Annotated in this window: 19 protein-coding genes, 1 pseudogene and 1 riboswitch; of the genes and pseudogenes, 2 read left to right on the forward strand and 18 right to left on the reverse strand. The window is 67.9% G+C overall.

What is annotated here, in order from left to right; genetic code table 11:
* Positions 1-69 precede the first annotated feature (69 nt).
* The 6 genes from Q1A87_RS11350 to Q1A87_RS11375 all read right to left on the reverse strand — a co-directional run bounded on the left by Q1A87_RS11350 (position 70) and on the right by Q1A87_RS11375 (position 5,937).
* Positions 70-888, reverse strand: coding sequence for an ATP-binding cassette domain-containing protein (locus Q1A87_RS11350; RefSeq protein ID WP_363322987.1), 819 nt, complete (start codon positions 886-888; stop codon positions 70-72).
* Positions 889-911: 23 nt separating this feature from the next.
* Complete coding sequence (locus tag Q1A87_RS11355; protein WP_299651319.1) at positions 912-1,985, reverse strand: ABC transporter permease; 1,074 nt, start codon at positions 1,983-1,985, stop codon at positions 912-914.
* A gap of 77 nt (positions 1,986-2,062) precedes the next feature.
* Positions 2,063-3,007 carry a sugar ABC transporter substrate-binding protein gene (locus tag Q1A87_RS11360; RefSeq protein ID WP_299651322.1) on the reverse strand — a complete coding sequence of 315 codons (945 nt, stop codon included), beginning with the start codon at positions 3,005-3,007 and terminating at the stop codon, positions 2,063-2,065.
* A 73-nt stretch (positions 3,008-3,080) separates the two neighbouring features.
* A complete protein-coding gene (locus Q1A87_RS11365) occupies positions 3,081-3,902 on the reverse strand; it encodes a TIM barrel protein (protein ID WP_299651325.1) in 822 nt (273 codons plus the stop codon).
* Between the two features lie 142 nt (positions 3,903-4,044).
* The gene (locus Q1A87_RS11370) at positions 4,045-4,869 is read right to left on the reverse strand and encodes a MurR/RpiR family transcriptional regulator (RefSeq protein ID WP_299651333.1); all 825 of its coding nucleotides are present in this window, start codon (positions 4,867-4,869) and stop codon (positions 4,045-4,047) included.
* Between the two features lie 78 nt (positions 4,870-4,947).
* A complete protein-coding gene (locus tag Q1A87_RS11375; RefSeq protein ID WP_299651336.1) occupies positions 4,948-5,937 on the reverse strand; it encodes a LacI family DNA-binding transcriptional regulator in 990 nt (329 codons plus the stop codon).
* A 127-nt stretch (positions 5,938-6,064) separates the two neighbouring features.
* On the opposite strand from Q1A87_RS11375, the gene Q1A87_RS11380 reads away from it, so the two are divergent.
* Both Q1A87_RS11380 and Q1A87_RS11385 read left to right on the forward strand, forming a co-directional pair.
* Positions 6,065-6,985 (forward strand): TIM barrel protein, encoded by a 921-nt coding sequence (locus tag Q1A87_RS11380; RefSeq protein WP_299651339.1) that lies wholly within the window; start codon positions 6,065-6,067, stop codon positions 6,983-6,985.
* Positions 6,986-6,999: 14 nt separating this feature from the next.
* On the forward strand, positions 7,000-8,172 hold the full coding sequence (locus Q1A87_RS11385) for a Gfo/Idh/MocA family oxidoreductase (protein WP_299651341.1): 1,173 nt from the start codon (positions 7,000-7,002) through the stop codon (positions 8,170-8,172).
* A gap of 282 nt (positions 8,173-8,454) precedes the next feature.
* Here the strand turns inward: Q1A87_RS11385 and Q1A87_RS11390 are convergent, their stop codons facing one another.
* The 12 genes and pseudogenes from Q1A87_RS11390 to Q1A87_RS11445 form a co-directional block, all read right to left on the reverse strand.
* Positions 8,455-9,186, reverse strand: a complete 732-nt coding sequence (locus Q1A87_RS11390) for an ABC transporter permease (RefSeq protein WP_299651344.1) — start codon at positions 9,184-9,186, stop codon at positions 8,455-8,457.
* Complete coding sequence (locus Q1A87_RS11395) at positions 9,183-9,905, reverse strand: ABC transporter ATP-binding protein (protein WP_299651347.1); 723 nt, start codon at positions 9,903-9,905, stop codon at positions 9,183-9,185. The genes Q1A87_RS11390 and Q1A87_RS11395 overlap by 4 nt, the downstream gene beginning before the upstream one ends.
* Complete coding sequence (locus tag Q1A87_RS11400; protein WP_299651350.1) at positions 9,902-10,573, reverse strand: TenA family protein; 672 nt, start codon at positions 10,571-10,573, stop codon at positions 9,902-9,904. The genes Q1A87_RS11395 and Q1A87_RS11400 overlap by 4 nt, the downstream gene beginning before the upstream one ends.
* On the reverse strand, positions 10,570-11,505 hold the full coding sequence (locus Q1A87_RS11405) for an ABC transporter substrate-binding protein (RefSeq protein WP_299651353.1): 936 nt from the start codon (positions 11,503-11,505) through the stop codon (positions 10,570-10,572). Before Q1A87_RS11405 ends, Q1A87_RS11400 begins: the two co-directional genes overlap by 4 nt.
* The gene (locus tag Q1A87_RS11410) at positions 11,490-12,503 is read right to left on the reverse strand and encodes a HesA/MoeB/ThiF family protein (protein ID WP_299651356.1); all 1,014 of its coding nucleotides are present in this window, start codon (positions 12,501-12,503) and stop codon (positions 11,490-11,492) included. Before Q1A87_RS11410 ends, Q1A87_RS11405 begins: the two co-directional genes overlap by 16 nt.
* Positions 12,500-13,096 (reverse strand): thiamine phosphate synthase, encoded by a 597-nt coding sequence (locus Q1A87_RS11415; RefSeq protein WP_299651359.1) that lies wholly within the window; start codon positions 13,094-13,096, stop codon positions 12,500-12,502. Before Q1A87_RS11415 ends, Q1A87_RS11410 begins: the two co-directional genes overlap by 4 nt.
* Positions 13,093-13,863 carry a thiazole synthase gene (locus Q1A87_RS11420; protein ID WP_299651362.1) on the reverse strand — a complete coding sequence of 257 codons (771 nt, stop codon included), beginning with the start codon at positions 13,861-13,863 and terminating at the stop codon, positions 13,093-13,095. The genes Q1A87_RS11415 and Q1A87_RS11420 overlap by 4 nt, the downstream gene beginning before the upstream one ends.
* Before the next feature lies 1 nt (position 13,864).
* Complete coding sequence (gene thiS / locus Q1A87_RS11425; RefSeq protein ID WP_299651365.1) at positions 13,865-14,059, reverse strand: sulfur carrier protein ThiS; 195 nt, start codon at positions 14,057-14,059, stop codon at positions 13,865-13,867.
* Positions 14,043-15,023, reverse strand: a complete 981-nt coding sequence (locus tag Q1A87_RS11430; protein ID WP_299651369.1) for an FAD-dependent oxidoreductase — start codon at positions 15,021-15,023, stop codon at positions 14,043-14,045. Before Q1A87_RS11430 ends, thiS begins: the two co-directional genes overlap by 17 nt.
* Entirely contained in the window at positions 15,020-15,820 is an 801-nt protein-coding gene (gene thiD / locus Q1A87_RS11435) for a bifunctional hydroxymethylpyrimidine kinase/phosphomethylpyrimidine kinase (protein WP_299651372.1), read from the reverse strand. Before thiD ends, Q1A87_RS11430 begins: the two co-directional genes overlap by 4 nt.
* 55 nt (positions 15,821-15,875) lie before the next feature.
* A riboswitch (TPP riboswitch) is annotated at positions 15,876-15,974 on the reverse strand.
* Between the two features lie 749 nt (positions 15,975-16,723).
* The gene (locus tag Q1A87_RS11440; RefSeq protein ID WP_299651375.1) at positions 16,724-17,857 is read right to left on the reverse strand and encodes a ScyD/ScyE family protein; all 1,134 of its coding nucleotides are present in this window, start codon (positions 17,855-17,857) and stop codon (positions 16,724-16,726) included.
* A gap of 294 nt (positions 17,858-18,151) precedes the next feature.
* A pseudogene (locus Q1A87_RS11445) lies at positions 18,152-19,139 on the reverse strand (IS5 family transposase).
* Between the last annotated feature and the right edge of the window lie 337 nt (positions 19,140-19,476).

The raw sequence follows: 19,476 nt of genomic DNA on the forward strand, positions 1-19,476 counted from the left end.
GGCAGATTTCTCCCGTTGAGCGCTTCGGGGCGCTTTCGTGGTGGTTGTGAACGTCGACGCCTGCGCGTGTCAGGCGGCGTCGGCGTATTGATCCTGCGTCTTGGCGCCGGTGATGTAGGAGACGACGTCCTGCCCGTCCGTCTCCTCCTTGCGGAGGTTGGCGCAGACCCGGCCGCGGCGGAACACCACGATCCGGTCGCACAGGTCCATCACCTGCCGCATGTTGTGGCTGATGAGGATCAGCGGCTCGCCCTGCTCCTTCAGCGTGCGAATGATGTTCTCGACCTGCGCCGTCTCCTGCACGCCGAGGGCGGCGGTCGGCTCGTCCATGATCGTGAGCTTGGAGTGGAAGGTCGCGGTGCGCGCGATCGCCACGCATTGCCGCTGACCACCCGACATGTGCTGGATGGTGTTCCGGATGTTGGGAATCTTGACGCCGGTCTTCTCGAGGCCCGCGAGGGTCGCCTCGCGCATCCCCTTGTAGTCGAGGATCGAGAACGGCCCGAGCTTGAAGAGTACCTTCTCCCGCCCGAGGAACAGGTTGTCCGGCACGTCGAGGTGATCGGCGAGGGCGAGGTTCTGGAACACCGTCTCGATCCCCGCCTCGCGCGCCTCCAGCGGTCCGTCGAACTCGACATAGCGCCCGTCGAACCAGACCTTGCCCCCGGTGCGCTGCTCGACCGCGGTGATCTGGCGGACGAAGGTGGACTTGCCCGCCCCGTTGTCGCCCATGATCGCCACGTGTTCGCCCTTGCGGATCTCGAAGCTGGCATCCTGCAGGGCGTGCACCCCGCCGTAATGCTTGGTCAGCCCCTCGGTCCGCAAGACCACGTCGCCGATGTCGCCGGATGGATGCGGCGCGTTGGCGCCGGAGATGTCGGTCTGCATGTCGCTTGCCATGATGCTCTCCCTCAAGCCTTGGCTGCTGCGCGGCGCTGCCGCCACTGGTCGAGGACCACGGCGCCGACGATGATCGCCCCCTTGACCATCTCCTGGTAGTAGGCGTCGAGACGCAGGAACGTGAACCCCGAGATGATGACGCCGAAGATCATCGCGCCGAGCACCGTGCCAGGGATCGAGCCACGCCCGCCCTGGAGCGAGATGCCGCCGATTACCGCCATGGCGATGGCGTCGAGCTCGTACATCATTCCCATGCCGGCCTGCGCGGTCAGGTTCTTGGAACTGAGCACCAAGGCGGCGACGCCGGCGAGGAGGCCCGCGATCGTGTAGACCAGCACCTTGTGACGGGCGACCTTGATCCCCGACATCCGCGCCGCCGCCTCGTTCGAGCCGATCGCGTAGGTGTGCTTGCCGTAGACCGTATAGCGCAGGATCAGGTGGAACAGGATCGCCAGCACGACGAAGACGAAGACAGGCATCATCCCAGAGCCGATGGCGGCGTAGCTCTCGGTCGGGAAGGAGACGGGCTGGCCGGCCGTCCACCATTTCGCGACGCCGCGGGCCGAGACCATCATGCCCAGCGTGGCGATGAAGGGCGGGATGCCCGTATAGGCGATGAGCAGGCCGTTGATCAGTCCCGCGGCCATGCCGCAGGCGAGTGCCACGACCACCGGCAGGATCACCGGCAGGTCGACCCATCCGCTTCCGAAGACGGCGCGGGTGTTCTCCATCCCGTTGATCTCGCCCACCTGGGCGAAGCTCATGGCGATCATCGCCGTCGCGGCCACGATCGAGCCCGAGGAGAGGTCGATGCCGCCGGTGAGGATCACCTGCGTCACCCCGAGCGCGATGATCCCGATGATCGAGACCTGCAGGATGATGATCTGCAATCGGGCGACGTTGAAGATGCCGTCGATGTTCTCGCGCGTGTTGAAGAGGAAGCTGTCGTTCATCAGGATGCGGCCCAGCACCTCGAAGACGACGACGATCAGGACGAGGGCAATCGCGACCCCGGCCTCGGGCGGCAGGTTCCGCTTCGACGCGTCGAAGGTCAGTCCGCCGATTCCATGTGTTGCCTCTGCCATGCTGGAGCCTCCCATCTACGGCCAGGTCTTGGCGGAGGCGGCGCAACGCTGCGCCGCCCCGTTCGTCGAAGCGACGGTCAGTTCTTGGTCGTGAAGTCCGTCATGTTCTCGGGGGTCACGAGCTGGAACGGGACGTAGACCTTCTGGTCGACGTCTTCGCCGTTGGCCAGCGCCAGCGCCGCGTCGACGGCACCGATCCCCTGGCCTGCCGCGTCCTGGAAGACGGTGACGTCGAGTTCGCCCGCCGCCATCGCCAGCAGCGCGTCCTGCGTGGCGTCGATGCCGCCCACGACCACGTCGTCCATGCCGATGCCCGAGGCTTTCATTGCCTGGATCGCGCCGATCGCCATCTCGTCGTTGTTCGAGATCAGCGCGTCGAAGGGCTCGCCCGTGCTCAGCCAGTTGGTCATCAGGTCCTGCGCCTCGTCGCGCGACCAGTTCGCGGTCTGGCGGTCGATGACGTTCAGTTCGACGGCGCAATCGCCGCTCGCCATCACGTCGTCGATGTCCTGCGTGCGCATGACGGCGGCCTGGTTCGAAAGCTCGCCCATCATGATGTAGACGTTCGCGGGATCCTTGCCCGCCGCCGCGAGAATGTCGCAGATCTCGACCGTCTCCAGCGTCCCAGATTCCCGCTCGTCCGAGGCGACGAAGGCCTGGTTGTCGGGCAGCGTGTCGACGTTGACCGGCTCGCGGTTGACGTAGACCAGCGGCACGCCCCCTTGCTCGGCGGCATCCGACATCGCCTGCGTCGCGGACGTGTCGACCGGGTTGACGACGATGGCGTCGACGCCCGAGGCGATGAAGTTGTTGATCTGGTCGAGCTGCCGCGCCACGTCGTTCTGCGCGTCCTCGACCTGGATGTCGACGTCGTCGAGCGAGTCGGCGTACTCGACCATGCCGTTCCTGAGCACCGTCAGGAAGTTGTCGTCGAAGAGCGCCATCGACACGCCGACCGTCTCGGCCGTCGCCGTCGTCGACATGAGCGACAGAAGCGCGCCCGCTATCACCGTTCTTTTCATGTTTCCTCCTCCCTTTGGTGTCCGGCCCACCGTTATGCCTTGCCGGAATGCGCCGTCGCCCGGGCGGCGGCGATCAGGCGGCCGAAGCCGCGACCGATGTTCGAATGTGCTCCATCGTTTCCCGCAGCGCCCGCTCCGGGTCCGCCAGCGCGTGGACCTCCGGCGAGAAGGCCTCGATCGAGATCGGCGCCTCGCATCCCCCACGGCGCAGCGCGATGATCTGCTCGACATTGCCGAGGCGGTCGCGGTCGTCGACCAGGACCCGGTGCGCGTCGGCGATCCCGTCGCGCGGAAGGTCGCGGTCGACCACACCTGAAACGTGGATGATGCCGGTGCGCTGCGGAAACACCGCTCCGCCGCCGGCGAGGTGGTGATGGAACGTGTCGTGCACGAGCTTCAAGACGTTGATACCGTCGACTTCGTCGATCAGCGCCAGCGTCTCGGCCTTGTCGCTGAGCGAGGATGTCCGCGGAAAGCCCAGTGGCTCCACGAGGGCGACCAGGCCGGCATCTTCGAGCATCGGCTTCGCGGCCGCGAGGGCGCGGCGGGCGTTCTCCTGCCGCTCGCCGTCGGCCATGCCCTCGCCGTCGTTGCGCGGGATCAGGCTGATCGTTTCGGCGCCGCAGGCCCGGGCGTTCGAGATCAGCGTCGAGAGCTCGTCGCGGATCGCGTCGGACCACGCGTTGAAGGGGTAGACCTGCGACAATCCGACGATACGCAGCCCGTGGTCGCGGGCCGCATCGAGGACCGAGGCGCCGTCATCGCCATCGAACAGCGGCCGATCGAGATCGTTGCGAAGTTCGACGCCGATGCAGCCGAGCGACTGCGCGAGCCGGAAGAGCTCGCGATAGCCGAGGCCCGGCACGGTCATGTGGTTGATCGCGAATGGCAGCATGGCGGTATGTCGTCTCCCTGTCGCGCCCGGAAGACCTGCCGGCATCAGCCTTCTGCGCCCCTGGCGCTTCGGCAACACCACCCCGGTCCTCCGTCGTCGATGGAATGAATATTCCATACAACGGATCAGCGCAAGAAAAATCTTAACGGGATCTTTCCGCGCCGACCGCAACGGCCAGCGCCGTCGCCAGCGATAGCGTCGCCGACAGCGCCCGGAACGAGCCCACATCCACTTCGCGGACCCACAGGGTCTCGCCCGGAGGCCCGACGATCGGACTGTCCGTGCCGTCGGTGATCCCGACGACGGGCACACCGATGGACGCGGCATGGCGCGCGATCTGGACAGCTTCTTCGGAATAGGGCGCCATGGTGATGACGACGACGACGTCCCCTGTCCGGATTGCACTCTCCGAACTCAGTCCGCCGGGCGCGCCGTGCAGGACCGTCGGGATACGCATCTTGTCGAAGACATAGGACAGGTAGCTCGACACGGGAAACGACCGGCGCAGGCCGACGAGGTGGATCGTGTCCGCCGCCTTGAGCAGGACGACGGCCCTTTCGAGCGCCGCAAAATCGATCGTTTCCGCCAGAAGATTGAGTGACTTATGGCCCGCCCCGACGAAGTCGAGCAACAATTGTGCGACCTGCCCGTTGCGGTCACCCAGCCGTTCGAGCCGGGTCGCGTAGTCCGGCCAGCGCTCCGCGTAGTCGTTGCGGAAAAGCTTCTGCATCTCGGAGAAGCCGGAGAAGCCGATCACCTGGCAGAAACGCATCACCGCCGAGGGCTGGACGCCGGCGCCGGCCGCGAGGTCCGCCACGGTGGAGACGGCGATCTTTTCCGGATGCTTGAGTACGTAATCCGCGCATTGCCGCAGGCGCTTCGGCAGTGTCTGCACGATCTCCGACGTCCGCTCGCGCACCTCGTCGGCGGTCGCGGGCGGTTGCGCCTGCATCTCGGTCTCGAGCATCGAACCTCCCCGTTGCGCCGGTCCGCGCCGACACTCTGCCACCTTGGAACAAAAATGCCAAGAAGGTCGGCGCGACCGTCAGGCGGTTTCGCAGGTATGGATCGCGATCTCCGTCGGGATGTCGGTTGCCTCGCCTTCGAGCCTGCCGAGCAGGCGGGCCACGGCCTCGACCGCGAGACGGGCCTCGAGTTCGGGGTTCTGATCGATGACGGCGTCGATCGCCCGCGCGCGCAGCAACGCACGGCGGTCGGGCGTCATCTCATGGGTGATCAGGATCGTGCTCTCGGCTCGGCCCAGCCGTCGCAGCGCCGCGACGACCGGTCCCGCGCCGGCCGATGCGAGGTAGATGCCGCGGATCCCTGGCCGGGATCGCATGACCCGGTGCGCGAGTCGGCCGGCCCGCTCGCCATCCTCGCCGCTCTCGAGCACGTCGGTCAGGCGAGCCCGTGTATATCGCTCCGCCAGCACCTCGCGGAACCCTGCCTCGCGCGCGCGTTGACCCGCAATGTCGAGACGGCCGGCGAGCATCACCACCTCGCCGCCGTCGGCACCGAGGAACCGCCCCATCAGGTCGCCGGCGACCCGTCCCGCGCGGTGGTCGTCCGGCCCGACATAGGCCGCGCGGCCGGATTCCGTGATATCGGTCGCGAGCGTCACCACCGGCACCCGCGCCTCGGTCAGTGCCTGGGCAACGCGGGGCGCCGCGGGTAGCGACACGATCAGCGCGTCGCACCGTTCCGCCTCCATCCGGATCGCCGCCGCGATGCCCGCGGGGTCGTTCTGGTCGATATGGCGGACGTGGAGTTGCAGGCCGAGGTCGACGTGAAGCTTCGCGGCAAGGTCGAAGCCTGACTGCAGCGCCGCGTGGAACGGGTTCGTCGGCGACTGGATCAGGACGGCGATGCGAAGGGTCCGGGTCGGACGGAGCCGCAGGGCGCGGTCGAGCCGCAGGCGCCGCGCCACCTCAATCACCCGGCGCTCCTTGTCCGGGGTGACGCCGCCGCGCTCGTTCAGGACCCGATCCACCGTCGCGAGCGAAAGCCCCGCTTCTCGCGCGACGTCGCTCATGGTGGGCTTGTGCCCGGGTCTCGTCCCGGAATCCATCCTGAAGGGATCCCATCAAGACGGCGCTTTGGGAAGCCCGAATGGGGCGCTATCGGTCGCGTCACGCAACGATGCTGCCAGGGAGAACAGGATGCACGTCACGATCACCACCGCGCCCTGTTGCTGGGGCGTGGACGACGTCCACAATCCCCATCTGCCGGACTGGCGGCTGGTGCTCGACGAGGCGGCGGCGGCGGGCTACGGCGGGCTCGAGCTCGGGCCCTACGGTTACATGCCGCTCGACCTTGCGACCGTGGCGGAGGCGTTGCGGTCGCGCGGCCTTGCGATCGTTGCCGGCACAATCTTCGACAACCTCGTGGCGCCGGAGAACCGGGACTCCCTCGTGCGTCAGGCGCAGGCAATCTGCGCCCTCGTCTCGCGCCTGCCGCAGCCTTCCCCAGTGCCGGGGCAGCGGTATCCGACACCCTACCTGACCGTGATGGATTGGGGCCACGACGAACGCGACTATGCCGCGGGCCATTCGGATCGCGCACCGCGCCTGTTGGACGCCGCCTGGGCGGGGATGGTCGGCAATATCCGCGCCATCGCCGGGGTGGCGGCGGCGCATGGCATGCGGCCGGTGATCCACCCGCATGCCGGCGGCTACATCGAGTTCGGGGACGAGATCGAGCGCATTGTCGCGGACGTCCCCGCCGACATCGCCGGCCTCTGCCTCGATACCGGACATCTCTGGTACGCCGGCATGGACCCGGTCGCGATGATCGAGCGTCATGCCGACCGCACCGACTACATCCACTTCAAGGACATCGATCGCGGCGTCTTCGACCGTGTGATGGGTGAGCGCATCCGGTTCTTCGAGGCTTGCGCCCAAGGCGTCATGTGCCCGATCGGCCGCGGCCTCATCGACTATCCGGCGATCCGCGACCTGTTGGAGCGGATCGCCTACGGCGGCTTCATCACCGTCGAGCAGGAGCGCGACCCGAGGAACGCCGCCGGCAGCATCGCCGACGTCAAGGCGAGCCGCGACTACCTGCAAAGTGTCGGATTCTGAGGGAGGGGCAGACAATGATCTTCGGTGGCAAACAGGTGGCAGCGCCGATCCGCTGGGCGATGGTCGGCGGCGGGCGGGGCAGCCAGATCGGCTACATCCACCGCTGCGCGGCTTTGCGCGACGGGAACTTCGCGCTGGTCGCGGGAGTCTTCGACCTCGACCCCGAGCGCGGCCGTAGCTTCGGCGTCGAACTCGGCGTGGAAGCGGTGCGCTGCTACCCGACCTACCGCGAGATGTTCGCGGCCGAGGCCGAGCATCCCGACGGCATCCAGGCGGTGTCGGTGACGACGCCGAACAACACGCATTACGAGATCACGAAGGCGGCGCTGGAAGCCGGCCTCCACGTCGTCTGCGAGAAGCCGCTGACCTTCACCGTCGCCGAGGCCGAGGCGCTGCAGGCGCTCGCCCGCGCGAAGGACCGCGTCGTCGGCGTCACCTACGGCTATTCCGGCCACCAGATGATCGAGCAGGCGCGGGCCATGGTGGCCGCGGGCGAGCTTGGAGAGATCCGCCTCGTCAACCTGCAGTTCGCGCATGGCTTCCACTCGGCTCCCGTCGAGGAGCAGAACCCGGCGATTCGCTGGCGCGTCGATCCGCGCTTCGCCGGCCCGAGCTACGTGCTGGGCGATCTCGCGACGCACCCGCTCTATATCGCCGAGGTGATCTGCCCGGAGTTGAGGATCAAGCGGCTGATGTGCGCGCGCCAGAGCTTCGTGAGAAGCCGCGCGCCGCTCGAGGACAACGCGGTGACGCTGATGGAGTACGAGGGCGGCGCGTTCGGCACCGTCTGGACCAGCGCGGTCAACGCCGGCTCGATGCACGGCCAGAAGGTGCGGATCGTCGGTGAGAAGGCCAGCATCGAGTGGTGGGACGAGCATCCGAACCAGCTGCGGTTCGAGGTGCAGGACGAGCCGGTGCGGATCCTCGAGCGCAACATGGGCTACCTGCACCCGGCCGCGCTCGCCGAGGATCGCATCGGCGCCGGCCACCCGGAGGGCCTGTTCGAGGCCTGGGCCAACCTCTACGACCGCTTTGCCGTGGCGATGGAGGCGACGGATCAGGGCGATGCAGAGCGACTTTCACAAATCCGCTACCCCGATATCGCCGCCGGCGTCGAAGGCGTCCGCTGGGTCGCCAATTGCGTCCGGTCCGCGGATTCGGGCGGCGTCTGGGTCGACTATGTGTGAAACGCCGTGCGGCGGGGCGAAACATCGAAACGGGAACGGTTCAAACCACGCGCCGATGGCGTCGCTGTGTCAGGCAGCATGGGTGACGTGATTCGTTGTTTTTCCTTCGGACGCAGCCGACACTGGACCGAAACGAAGCGGCAGCAGATCAAGCCATTCCGAACTGCCGCGAGGAAGAGACAACACGACCGAGTATCGTGTTTCGAGTGATCCCGAACCGCCGCCGTCAGTTGTCCGTTCGTTAAAGGGTTCGACTGCGCCCCAAGTTCTTCCGGCAGTTCATCAGGTCTCCCAGAGCCGCCGGCAAAGCTTGTCGACAGTGGCATGGAGGAGCAGCGTCAACACGGCTAGGACGATCAACGCGGCGAACATCAGGTCGATCTTCGCGCGGCCGTTCGCCAGGAGCATGAGATAGCCGAGACCCCGGGACGCGCCGACCCATTCGCCGATGATCGCGCCGATGGGCGCGTAGACGGCGGCGAGCCGCAGGCCCGAGGCGAAGCCGGGCAGGGCCGCGGGCACGCGGATGCGCCACAACGTCCGGCTGGGCCGCGCATTCATCATGCGGGCGAGCTCCAGCCAGCCGGGCGGCGTCCGCATCAGCGCGTCGAAGAAGGCCGAGGTGACCGGGAAATAGATGATGAGTAGCGCCATCGCGACCTTGGAGAGAAGTCCGTAGCCCAGCCAGAGTGTCAGGATCGGCGCCAGGGCGAAGACGGGGATGGCTTGGCTGAAGACGAGCATCGGACGCAGTAGGGACCGCGCGAGCGGAGAGGCGGCCAACAGGATCGCGGAGACGAAGCCCAGAGCCGCGCCGATCCCAAGCCCGAGGAGGACTTCGGTTGCGGTGACGAGCGCATGTTCGGCGATCAGCGCACGGCTCGTCCATAGCGTCGCAAGGACCAGCCCCGGTCCGGGGAGGATGAAGCGAGGCAGCTCGGCCAGGACGACGAGAGCCTGCCAGGCCAGCAGGGCGAAGAGGGTGATGCCGGCGATGCGGACGGCGGTTCTCATCCCGCCGCCATCAGCCGTCGCAGGAGCCGGCTCTGGAACGCGAGGGTTTCGGGGGCGTCGAAGGGGCGGGGTGTCGGGATCTCGGGCGGGGCGATGACGTCGATCCCGGCGTGCGTCATCAGCAGGATCGTCTGCCCCAGCCGCGCGGCCTCGGCGGTGTCGTGGGTGACGTGGAGGACGGTGCGGCCGGCCAGCAGCTCGGCCGCGAGGTCCTGCATCAGCGCCCGCGACCTGGCATCGAGGGCCGAGAAGGACTCGTCGAGCAGCACGATTGCCCGGTCCTCCATCAGGGTCCTGGCGAGCGCTACCCGCTGTCGCTGGCCGCCGGAGAGCGCGTGCGGGCGCTTGCCGGCATGATCGGCCAGCCCGACGCGCCCCAGCACCTGGCGCGCCCGGTCCGCCTGCGGTGCCTCGCCCCGCAGGCGCGCGCCGAAGGTAACGTTGGCCGTCGCGTCGAGCCAGGGCATCAGCAGGTCGCTCTGCGCCATCAAGGCGATGCGTCCCTCCAGTGGCGCGCCGTCATCCGCCGTGACCTTGCCCTCGAAGGCGATCCCGTCGCCGAGGCCTGCGAGCAGGCGGAGGATGGTGGATTTGCCGACACCGGAGGGCCCGAGAAGGCAGGTCCACCGGCCGGCGGGCGCCTCGAAGGAGACCGGTCCGAAGACCGTTGTGCCTTCGATCGTCGCGCGCCCGAACAGGCGCAGCGCGGGCGCCGTCATGCCGGCAGACCGAGGCCCCAGAAATCGACCTCGAGTCGGGTCGCCATCTCGAAGCGGGCGCAGAGCCGGGGCCAGCGAGGGGAGCGTTCGGGGGTATCTCCGAGCCGCCGGGCGACGGCCGCGTCGATCAGCGCGCCGACTTCGCGGCAGGTGCGCTGGTAATCCTTCCCGGCATAGGTGGCGATCCAGTCGGCGTAGGGCGTCGCGCCGGCCTCCGCCCCCAGCCGCGCGCCGATCTCGCCGTAGCCCAGCACGCAGGGGGCGAGCGCCGCCATCAGGTCGAGGAAATCGCCCGAATGTCCGGCATCGAGGACGTAGCGGGTATAGGCGAGGTTCGCCGGCGCCTCGCGGGCCGCGAAGAGCTCCGTTTCCGGGATGCCTTCGGCGGCGCAGGTCTCCACATGCAGGCGCATCTCCTCGTCGAGCAGCGCATGGACCGTGGCGGCGCAGGCCCGCATCTCGTCGAGCGTCTCGGCCTTGGTGACGGCGAGCGCCCAGGCCCGCGAGAAGTGAACGAGGAAGACGTAGTCCTGCACGAGGTAACGCAGGAACCCCGCCCGCGGCAGCGTGCCGTCGCGCAGTCCCTCGACGAAGGCGTGGCGGGTGTAGTCCTGCCACGTCACGCCAGCCGCCGCGCGCCAGAGCGGGAAGGTCGCGCCGTAGCTCATTCGGCCCCCAGATCGACCGCGAGGTCGGAGACCGGGCGCGTTCCCTCCACTAGCCCGGCCTCGTTCAGGAAGGTCTCGAACCGGACGTAGCGGCCGGCATCAAGCGCCTCGGGGCGCAGCGCGAAGCGCGGAATCGTGTCGGCCCAGGCGCGTTCGTTCAGCTCGTCCTGCAACTCGGCGGAGGTGGCGGAAAAGATCTCCCAGCTCTCCTGCGGGTGGTTGACGATGAACTGCGTGGCCCGCTCCGTCGCGCCGAGGAAGCGACGGATCATATCGGTGTCCATCGTCTCGGGATTGGCGACGTAGATGAGCTCGTCGTAGGTCGGCACGCCCTGTTCTTCGGGATAGAAGCACCGGCCCGGCACGCCTTCGATTTCCATCTGGTTGAGCTCGAAGTTGCGGAAGGCGCCGATGACGGCGTCGACCTGGCCCGACATCAGCGCCGGCGAGAGCGACCAGTTGACGTTGACGAGCTCGATATCCGCGGTGGAGAGACCGGCCTGGCCGAGCATCGCCGACAGCAGCGCCTCCTCGACCCCCGCCACCGAGAAGCCGACCTTGCGGCCCGCCAGATCCGCGATCTGCTCGACGGCGCCATCCTCGAGCACGAGGAGGCAGTTGAGCGGCGTCGCGACGAGGGTGCCGACGCGGACGAGCGGCATCCCCTCGGCGACCTGCAAATGGAGCTGCGGCTGGTAGGAGATTGCGAGGTCGGCGCGGCCGGCGGCGGCCATCTTGGGCGGATCGGCGGGATCGGCCGGCGCGATCACCTCGACCTCCAGTCCCGCATCGGAGAAGTACCCTTGCTCCTGCGCGACAATGATAGGGCCGTGGTCGGGGTTCACGAACCAGTCGAGCACGACGCTCATCCGGTCCTGCGCGGCGGCGGGCGTGGCGAGCAGGAGGGCGAGGGCGGTCAGTCTGGCGTGCATGTTGTCTCTCCGGTGAGGTCGGTGGCGGGCGCGGCGTCGCCGAGGGCGACGAGGAAGACGTCGCCGTCCCAGCTTGCCGCGAGGCGTTCTGCCGCCTGCCACGAGCGCAGGCCCGTGCGGCAGCAGAGCACGGCGCGCTGGCCGTCGGCGGGGCGGGGTCCGTCCGGCCCGAAGGCGGTGACGGGCAGGCGGCGTGCGGCGGGTCGCACCAGCGGCGCTTCCTCCTCGGCGCGAAGATCCACGAGGAAGTCGTCCTCGGCGATCTCGGATGGCGCGAGGAAGCGCGGCTGGCGATCAGGCTCGGGCGCGCCGTCGAAGCGGAAGCCGCCGAAGCGAAAGCCGCGGGCGTCGAAGGTCACGAGCTGGCCCAGCGGGGAGGGGTCGATACCGGCGAGAAGGGCCATCGCCATCTGCGCCTGTACCGCGCCGACGATGCCCACGACCGGGCCCAGAACGCCGTCCTCGGCGCAGGAGCCCAGACGTTGCGGCAAGTCGGGGAACACGGCCCGCAGGCTCGGCGCACCGCCGCAGAAGGCGCCGCAATAGCCGTCGAGCCCGATCACCGAGGCGCTGATCAACGGGCGGGCGGAGGCGTGGCAGGTGTCGGATAGGACGTAGCTCGCCGCGAAGCTGTCGGCGCAGTCGAGGACGAGGTCGGTGTCCGCGGAGAGGGTGTCGACGTTGGCGGGGTCGAGCGCGGCCGTGACCGCCTCGACCGCACAATCGGCGTTCAGCGCGGCGATGTCGGCGGCGGCGGCTTCCGCCTTGAAACGCCCAATATCGGATACGCGGAACAGCGTCTGGCGATGCAGGTTCGACACCTCCACCCGGTCGGGATCGACGAGGCGGATGCGTCCGACGCCCGCCCCTCCGAGATATTGCAGCACGGGCGCCGCGAGCCCGCCCGCGCCGACGACGAGCACATGGGCGCCGCGCAGTCGGTCCTGCCCCGCCGACCCCAGTTCGGCCACCGCAACTTGGCGAGCGTAGCGGCTCATCGCGTCGCCTCGATCCATTGCCGGACGCGCCCCTCGGGATCGTCGTTCAGGGTGATGTCGGTGACGGCGGAGACAATGTCGGCCCCGGCCGCGAAGGCGCCCGCCGCGCGCTCGACATTCATTCCGCCGATCGCGACGAGGGGCACTTCGCCGACCAGCCGCTTCCACTCGGTCACGCGGTCGAGACCCTGCTGCTCCCATTTCATCTTCTTGAGGATCGTCGGATAGACCGGCCCGAGCGCCACGTAATCGGGCGCGAGCGCGAGCGCGCGGTTGAGCTCGGCATGGTCGTGCGTGCTGATGCCGAGCTTCAGCCCGGCCCGGCGGATCGCGGGGATGTCGGCCTCGTCGAGATCCTCCTGGCCCAGATGCACCCAGTCGCAGTCCGTCTCGATGGCGATGCGCCAATGGTCGTTGACGACAAGCACCGCGTCGTGACGGCCGCAAAGGTCGCGCGCGCGCGTGATGTCGCGGCGCAGGTCGGCGTCGGGGGCATCCTTGATGCGGAGCTGCACCAGCTTCATACCGAGCGGCAGCGTGCGGTCGAGCCAGTCCGGACCGTCGAAGATCGGATAGAAACGGTCCAGGCTCATTCGAGGAACGCCCGCCCGATCACCGGTGTCGAGGGCGCGGCCATGTCGCGCGGCTCCATCGGGTCGGCCTCGTAGGCGAGCCGCCCGGCCTCCACCGCGCGGGCGAAGCCCTCGGCCATCGCCGCCGGATCGCCCGCCTTCGCGACCGCCGTGTTCAGAAGCACAGCGTCGAACCCCATCTCCATCGCCATCGCCGCCTGGCTGGGCAGGCCGAGACCCGCATCGACCACCATCGGAACGTCGGGAAACTGCGCGCGGAGTGTCCGAAGCCCATAGATGTTGGTAAGCCCCAGCCCTGTCCCGATCGGCGCACCCCAGGGCATCAGCACCTCGCAGCCCGCCTCCAGCAACCGGTCGGCCAGCACCACGTCTTCGGTCGTGTAGGGGAAGACTTCGAAGCCCTCCCCGACAAGAATGCGCGCGGCCTCCACCAGTCCGAACGGGTCGGGCTGGAGCGTATCAGCATGGCCGATCACCTCGAGCTTGATCCAGGGTGTGTCGAAGAGCTCGCGCGCCATCTGCGCCGTCGTGACAGCCTCACGGACCGAATGACAGCTCGCCGTGTTTGGGAGGACGCGGACGCCGAGCTCGCGCACGAGGTCCCAGAACGCGGTACCGGCCCGCTCGCCCCCCGACTCGCGACGGACGGAGACGGTGGCGATGCCCGCGCCGGAGCGGCGGAACGCATCGGCAAGCACGGCGGGCGACGGGTATTGCGCCGTGCCCAGCATCAGGCGGGAGGCGATCCCGGTTCCGTAGATCTCCATCTCAGCCCCCCTGCCGCGGCGCGACGATCTCGATCCGGTCGCCGGGCGACAGCGTCACGCCGCGTGCCGTCGCGGGCACGAAGGTCTCGTTCACCGCCGTGGCGACCTTCGCCTCGCCGTAGCCGAGCTCTTCGAGGATCGCGGCGAGCGTTTGCCCGCGCGCTTCGATCTCTTCGCCGTTAATTCTGATCTTCATGCATCAACTCCGGTTTGGTGCCGTCGCAGGCCGCTTCCGCCGCCATCCGTGCCAGCGCGGGCGCGAGGAGGAAGCCGTGGCGGAACAGCCCGTTGACGTGGATCGTCTCGCCCATCCGCTGCAGGCGGGGCAGGTTGTCGGGAAAGGCCGGGCGGGCATCGACGCCGATCTCGACAAGCTCCGCCTCCCCGAAGGCCGGGTGCAGCGCATAGGCCGCCGAGAGCAGTTCGAGGATGGAGCGGACGCGCCGCACCCGGTCGCAGCTCTCGATCTGCGTCGCGCCCAGCATGAACAGACCGTCCCCGCGCGGAACCACGTAGAGCGGATAGCGCGGATGCAGCAGGCGCACCGGGCGGGTCAGACGGATGTCGGGCGCGCGCAGCACCGCCATCTCTCCCTTCACGCCGCGCAGATCCCGCAGGACGTCGCGCGCGGCGAGTCCGCGGCAATCGAAGGTCGGCCCGTCGTCCGCGCGCGCCTCTTCGGCCACGAAATCCACGCCTGCACGTTCCAGCCGATCGCGCAGATGCGCGAGCGCCGCGCGCGGGTCGAGATGCGCCTCCGCCAGAAAATGCAGGGCCTGGTCGAAGCGGCCCGCGAGCTCCGGTTCCAGCGCCGCCAGCCTGTCGGCGTCGAGCCGGTCGTGGCCTTCCGTGCGGCGCGCGAAACGGTCGAGCTCCCGCCGGTCGCGGCCAAGCGTCACGACGATCGTGCCCCGACGGACGACCTCCACCCCCTTACTTTCCCACCAGGCGGCGGCCTCCTGTCCCAGCCGGACAACGGGCGCCTCCGCCGTCTCGCCCTCGTAGAACGGCGCGAGCATTCCCCCGGCCCACCAGGAGCAGCCATGCGGCCCCGGCTGGGGCGCGGGGTCGAAGACCGTGACCGCGACGCCCCGGGCCGAGAGCTCCGCGGCCACGCAGAGCCCGGCCACGCCGGCCCCGAGGATGCGCGCCTGTCTCACGGCCAGATCCCGTGGAAATGGTGAACCGGCCCGTGGCCGCTGCCGATCCCGAGTCCGTCCGCCGCGGCGATCGCGTCGTGGAGCCAGGCCTGGGCGGCCCGCACTGCCGCCTCGGCCTCGGCGCCCTTCGCGAGCTCGGCCGCGATAGCCGAGGAGAAGGTGCAACCGGTGCCGTGGGTGTTGCGCGTCGCGAGCCGCGGCTGCGGCATGGCTACGGCGCCAGACCGCGTCACCAGGATGTCGGTACAGCGCGGTCCCTCGGCATGGCCGCCCTTCATCACCACCGCCCGCGCCCCGAGATCGAGAAGCGCGCGGCCCTGCGCCTCCGCCTCCGCCGCATCGCGCGCCTCCGCCCGGCCCAGCAGGCGCGCGGCTTCGGGCAGGTTCGGGGTCAGCACGTCGGCGCGGGGCAGGAGCCTTTCGGCCAACACGGCCTCCGCCTCCTGCGCGAGAAGCGCGTCGCCGGATTTCGCTACCATCACCGGATCGAGCACGACCGGGCCATCGTAGCCGTCGAGCGCCGTGGCTACCGCGTCTATGATCTCCGGCGAGGCGAGCATGCCGATCTTGATCGCGCGGGGCGGGATGTCCGTCAGGACGGCGTCGATCTGCGCGGCGACGAGCACGGGCGACACCGTCTCGACGGCGAAGACCCCGCGCGTGTTCTGCGCGGTGATCGCGGTGATCGCGCTCGTGCCGAAGACGCCGCGCGCCGAGAACGTCTTGAGGTCGGCCTGGATTCCGGCCCCGCCCCCGCTGTCGGAGCCCGCGATGGTGAGTGCGGATGGATGTCGCATCGTCGCTTCCTCCCCGACGACGGGGCGGAAGAAGACATACGAAGGCCGAGCCCGCGCCATGTCGATCTCCGTTCCCTACGCCGGCATTGCCCGGATCAGGTTCGATGGGTCGGCTCACGCCTCTCAGCCCGGATGGACACCCCAACGGATATTAACGATCGTAGCAGCCGGTCGACGGGCCGACAACCAGTACCTTACGAGGCCGGCCCTCGCTCATGACGGCTGCAGTTTGGCCGAAAGATGGAGCCACCGGCAGACACTGGGGTGATCCAGAAAGGGAAATTTCCGTACGTATTTGTCGCTGCAGTTGGTTCCCGGACACTGCACGTCGGCACTTTACGTGTCGTACCCGCTCCGAGTGAGCGACATTTCTTTGCTCTTCGGAACTCGGGACCAATCTCGATCGAGGTCATAGCGATTTGGCCGCACCCGATAGTGGGGCGGCAAGGTCAGCTTGCATCATTCCGGCGCCAAGGCGGTCGTGATGACGGCCCGAGATTTCCTGTCGGTCCAATCACCTCGAACGAACCTCCACCGAGAGACCCTGCGAATTAGGATAGTCGCGAAGTCGCAAGCATCGCTCCAACTGTTTCGATTGGAGCGATACTCTGACTGCAAGGAAAGGGGTTCTGGACCGTTGCCGGTGGCGCGTATCGATCACGAGGCCCCGGAAGGTTTGTCTTCGGCAATGCCGGCGTGCCGTCTGGAGGCTTCGGCGAGATCAAGGCGATCATGCAGGGTTGCAAGCATCGTGCCGGTTGGCCAGCCGCCGCCTCTCCATCTCTTTCCCGCCGATCGAATCAGTCGGGATGATCCGATCGGGATCGCTCGCGACGAGCACGCGGTCGCGGTTCAATCGGCAGATTTGGCCGGGGCCCGGTCATTGCCGTGCACCGGCCCTCTTCAGCGCCGACGACGCAGGATGGCAAGGCATCCCAGGCCTGCGACGAGCAACGGCAATCCGGCCGGGAGGGGCACCGGCGCCGGGGCGGCTGTTAGCGCAAGAACCTGTCCGGCGTTTGGCGAAAGGCCGTTCACGGCGACATAGAACGTGCCGTCCGGTCCGACGGCGAGGCCCGTCGGGCTCTCGAGACCATCGAAGAGGAGCGAGCGCGTTCCATCCGCGAAGACCTCGTAGAGCGCGCCGGTCGTTCCGGGGTTCAGAAGCGAGTCGCTGTCGGTCTCCAACGCGAAGAGCGCGCCGTCGAGGCCGAACGCGACGTCGATCAGGTTTGTGAAACCTTCCGCGATTGTCCCGAGGCTGCCATCCGGTGCGAGTCCGAGCACGTTCGCTGTACCCTCCGGGAACGGGAAGCCGGTCAGGAGGGCGACGGCCACCGTTCCGTCCGTGCCCGTCGCGATCCCGGTGGGAACCGCCTGATAGACCGGCGGCCCGAAGGGCAGCGGGTTCGGCGCGGGGGGGATGAAAGCGATCGGATCGACCGCGCCGTCCGCACCGACGGCTAGGAGGTCGTTGCCGCCCGCATCGCTGACGATCAGCCCGCCCGGACCCGTGGTCAGGCTGAACGGGTTGCTGTTGGCCTCGTCGTCCTGCCCGCCGTCGAGTTCCAGGCTCGCGAAGTCGGCGAACGCGGTCACGTTTCCGTCGTCCACACGCCCGACCTGACCGAGCAATGCGGCCGAGGGATGTGCGGCGGCCAGGCCACTCCGCTGATTGGGATCGCCTCCGAAGCCGAAAACGGCGTGGAGGGCATCATCGTGGAACGCGACGTCGTGGACGCCCGTCGCCCCGAACCCGCCTTCCGCCGCCAGCGAGGGCAAATCCGCCGCGACGATTTCCTGCGTGCCGTTTCGGACGCGCGTGATCGACCCCGTGCTTCCGTATGACATCGTCGTGCCGTCGCCACCGACGATCGATGCGCCGTCGCCGCCCGACCCGGCTTGGGCGACGTAGAGCCAACCGTCGGCGCCGACGGTCATGCCGCGCGGATTGGCCAGATTGTCGAGAACGATATCGCTTATCGAGAGGGTCGCGGCAGAGGCCGAACCGCCGATCCCGATCAGCAAGGATGCCACGACACTCGTCATGGCGAACGGACGCGAGAACCCGCAGCGTCCTTCGAAAAACACCTGCACCAGCACTTGAACTTTCCTCCAGATGATCGGCTCGGCATCGAGCCTGTCGGAAGGAAAGCATGCGGCACGAGGCGCGCATAGAACCTAATTCCCGGCCTTCGATGCGGCTGGCTAATTCTTCGCTCCGATGCGCTGGAAGCCGCTCATCCAGCCAAAGCAGGACCAAGCACGCGTCCTGACGGCGATGTTGCGCAAAGCAGCCTCGGGGGTGACTTCTCCCTTTTCCGCCTTTCTTTAGCGGATGGCTTTGATCTCGGCTCGTCCGAGGGCCGAGAAGCGGTTCATGTTGGCGATGCGGATCTGGATTTCGGCAGTTTGGCGGTCGGGATCTTACGACATGATCCTCTCGCCGAAGAGCTTCAGGCAGTTCATCCACTGGCCGGCCGGGCATTGCGCAGTAATGTCCCTAGAGGCTTTGCCTCGACCCGACTTCGGACGTGGTCGCCTGCTAACTTCTTTCAAAGCGCTCTCCTCAGATGCCGGGTTGCCGGTAGGATCTCGTTTCGCGCGGTGGCAGCGGGGCAGTATTTTTTCCAGTCACGGCCATTGCGACGGATCGGCAATATAGCATCAGCGCCTCGATCGATGATGGCGCAATGGCAGCGGCGCGTATCGTAAGCGCCAATCCGCGGTGACCTGCCGATCGTCACTTGCTGCGGGATCTGCCCCAGCAGCTCCGGCAGCAGCGGGCTGTCGCATTGGCGGCTCGAGGTGAACTCGACCGCGCGCATGTCCCCGGAGCCTGCGTCCACGGCAATATGAACCTTCCGTCATTGTCTCCGGCGTGTCGGGCCATGCTTGCGTGCCAACCACTCGCCATTCCCTCGGAACTCGATACCGGTGCTGTCTACTGCCCGAGAGGGGATGAGCAGGTTCAGCGGCTGACCCGATGTGTGATACGGGACCTGCGCCGGGATCCATGCCTGCCGGCGGTACAGCGTCGAATAGTCCGGAACCGGCCAGTCGAGCCCGGTCATCTGGATCAGGCTCTCGACTAGTCCAACTGTCTGGCGAAGCGGAAGACCGAAGAGCACTTTCAGCGTCCGGCAGTCTGGATAGAGGCATCCGAAGAGGTTTCACGCCGTCCCTGCTTGCCGGACTTCTCCGCGTGCCAGAGCATTTCGGGATCGGGCCAGACCGACAGCGAGCCGCGCTTGCGCAGCGCCGCATTGTAGGCAGACCAGTTCATCGTGCGATAGTGGATCTGGGGAGGCTTTGGCATGCCCAGACCCATTGTCAGGAATCGCTCAGTGAATCCCCCTCAGCGAGATGTGCAACAACGCCCATTCCGACGAGGAAGCGCTGAGCGAACGTTACCAAAAGCGTCAATGACGACAGGAATTGAGGACAGCAGCCACCACACAGGAGAAACCCCGCGAGGCGGGCGGCCTACACGGGGTGCAGAAGGACGGGAATCCTTCAGAAACTCTCGAGCTACAACGAGTTTCTAGCACCCCCCAAAGCGCAGACAAGAGAAAACGCACCGGTAGTGCCCCGGCTGGTGGTGTAGGAGGCCGCGCGCGGAGCCCTCGGTGTAGCGTAGCGCGCGGCCGGTGGTG

Origin of the sequence: uncultured Jannaschia sp., assembly GCF_947494055.1 — a bacterium.
In the GTDB taxonomy this organism is placed as follows: domain Bacteria; phylum Pseudomonadota; class Alphaproteobacteria; order Rhodobacterales; family Rhodobacteraceae; genus Jannaschia.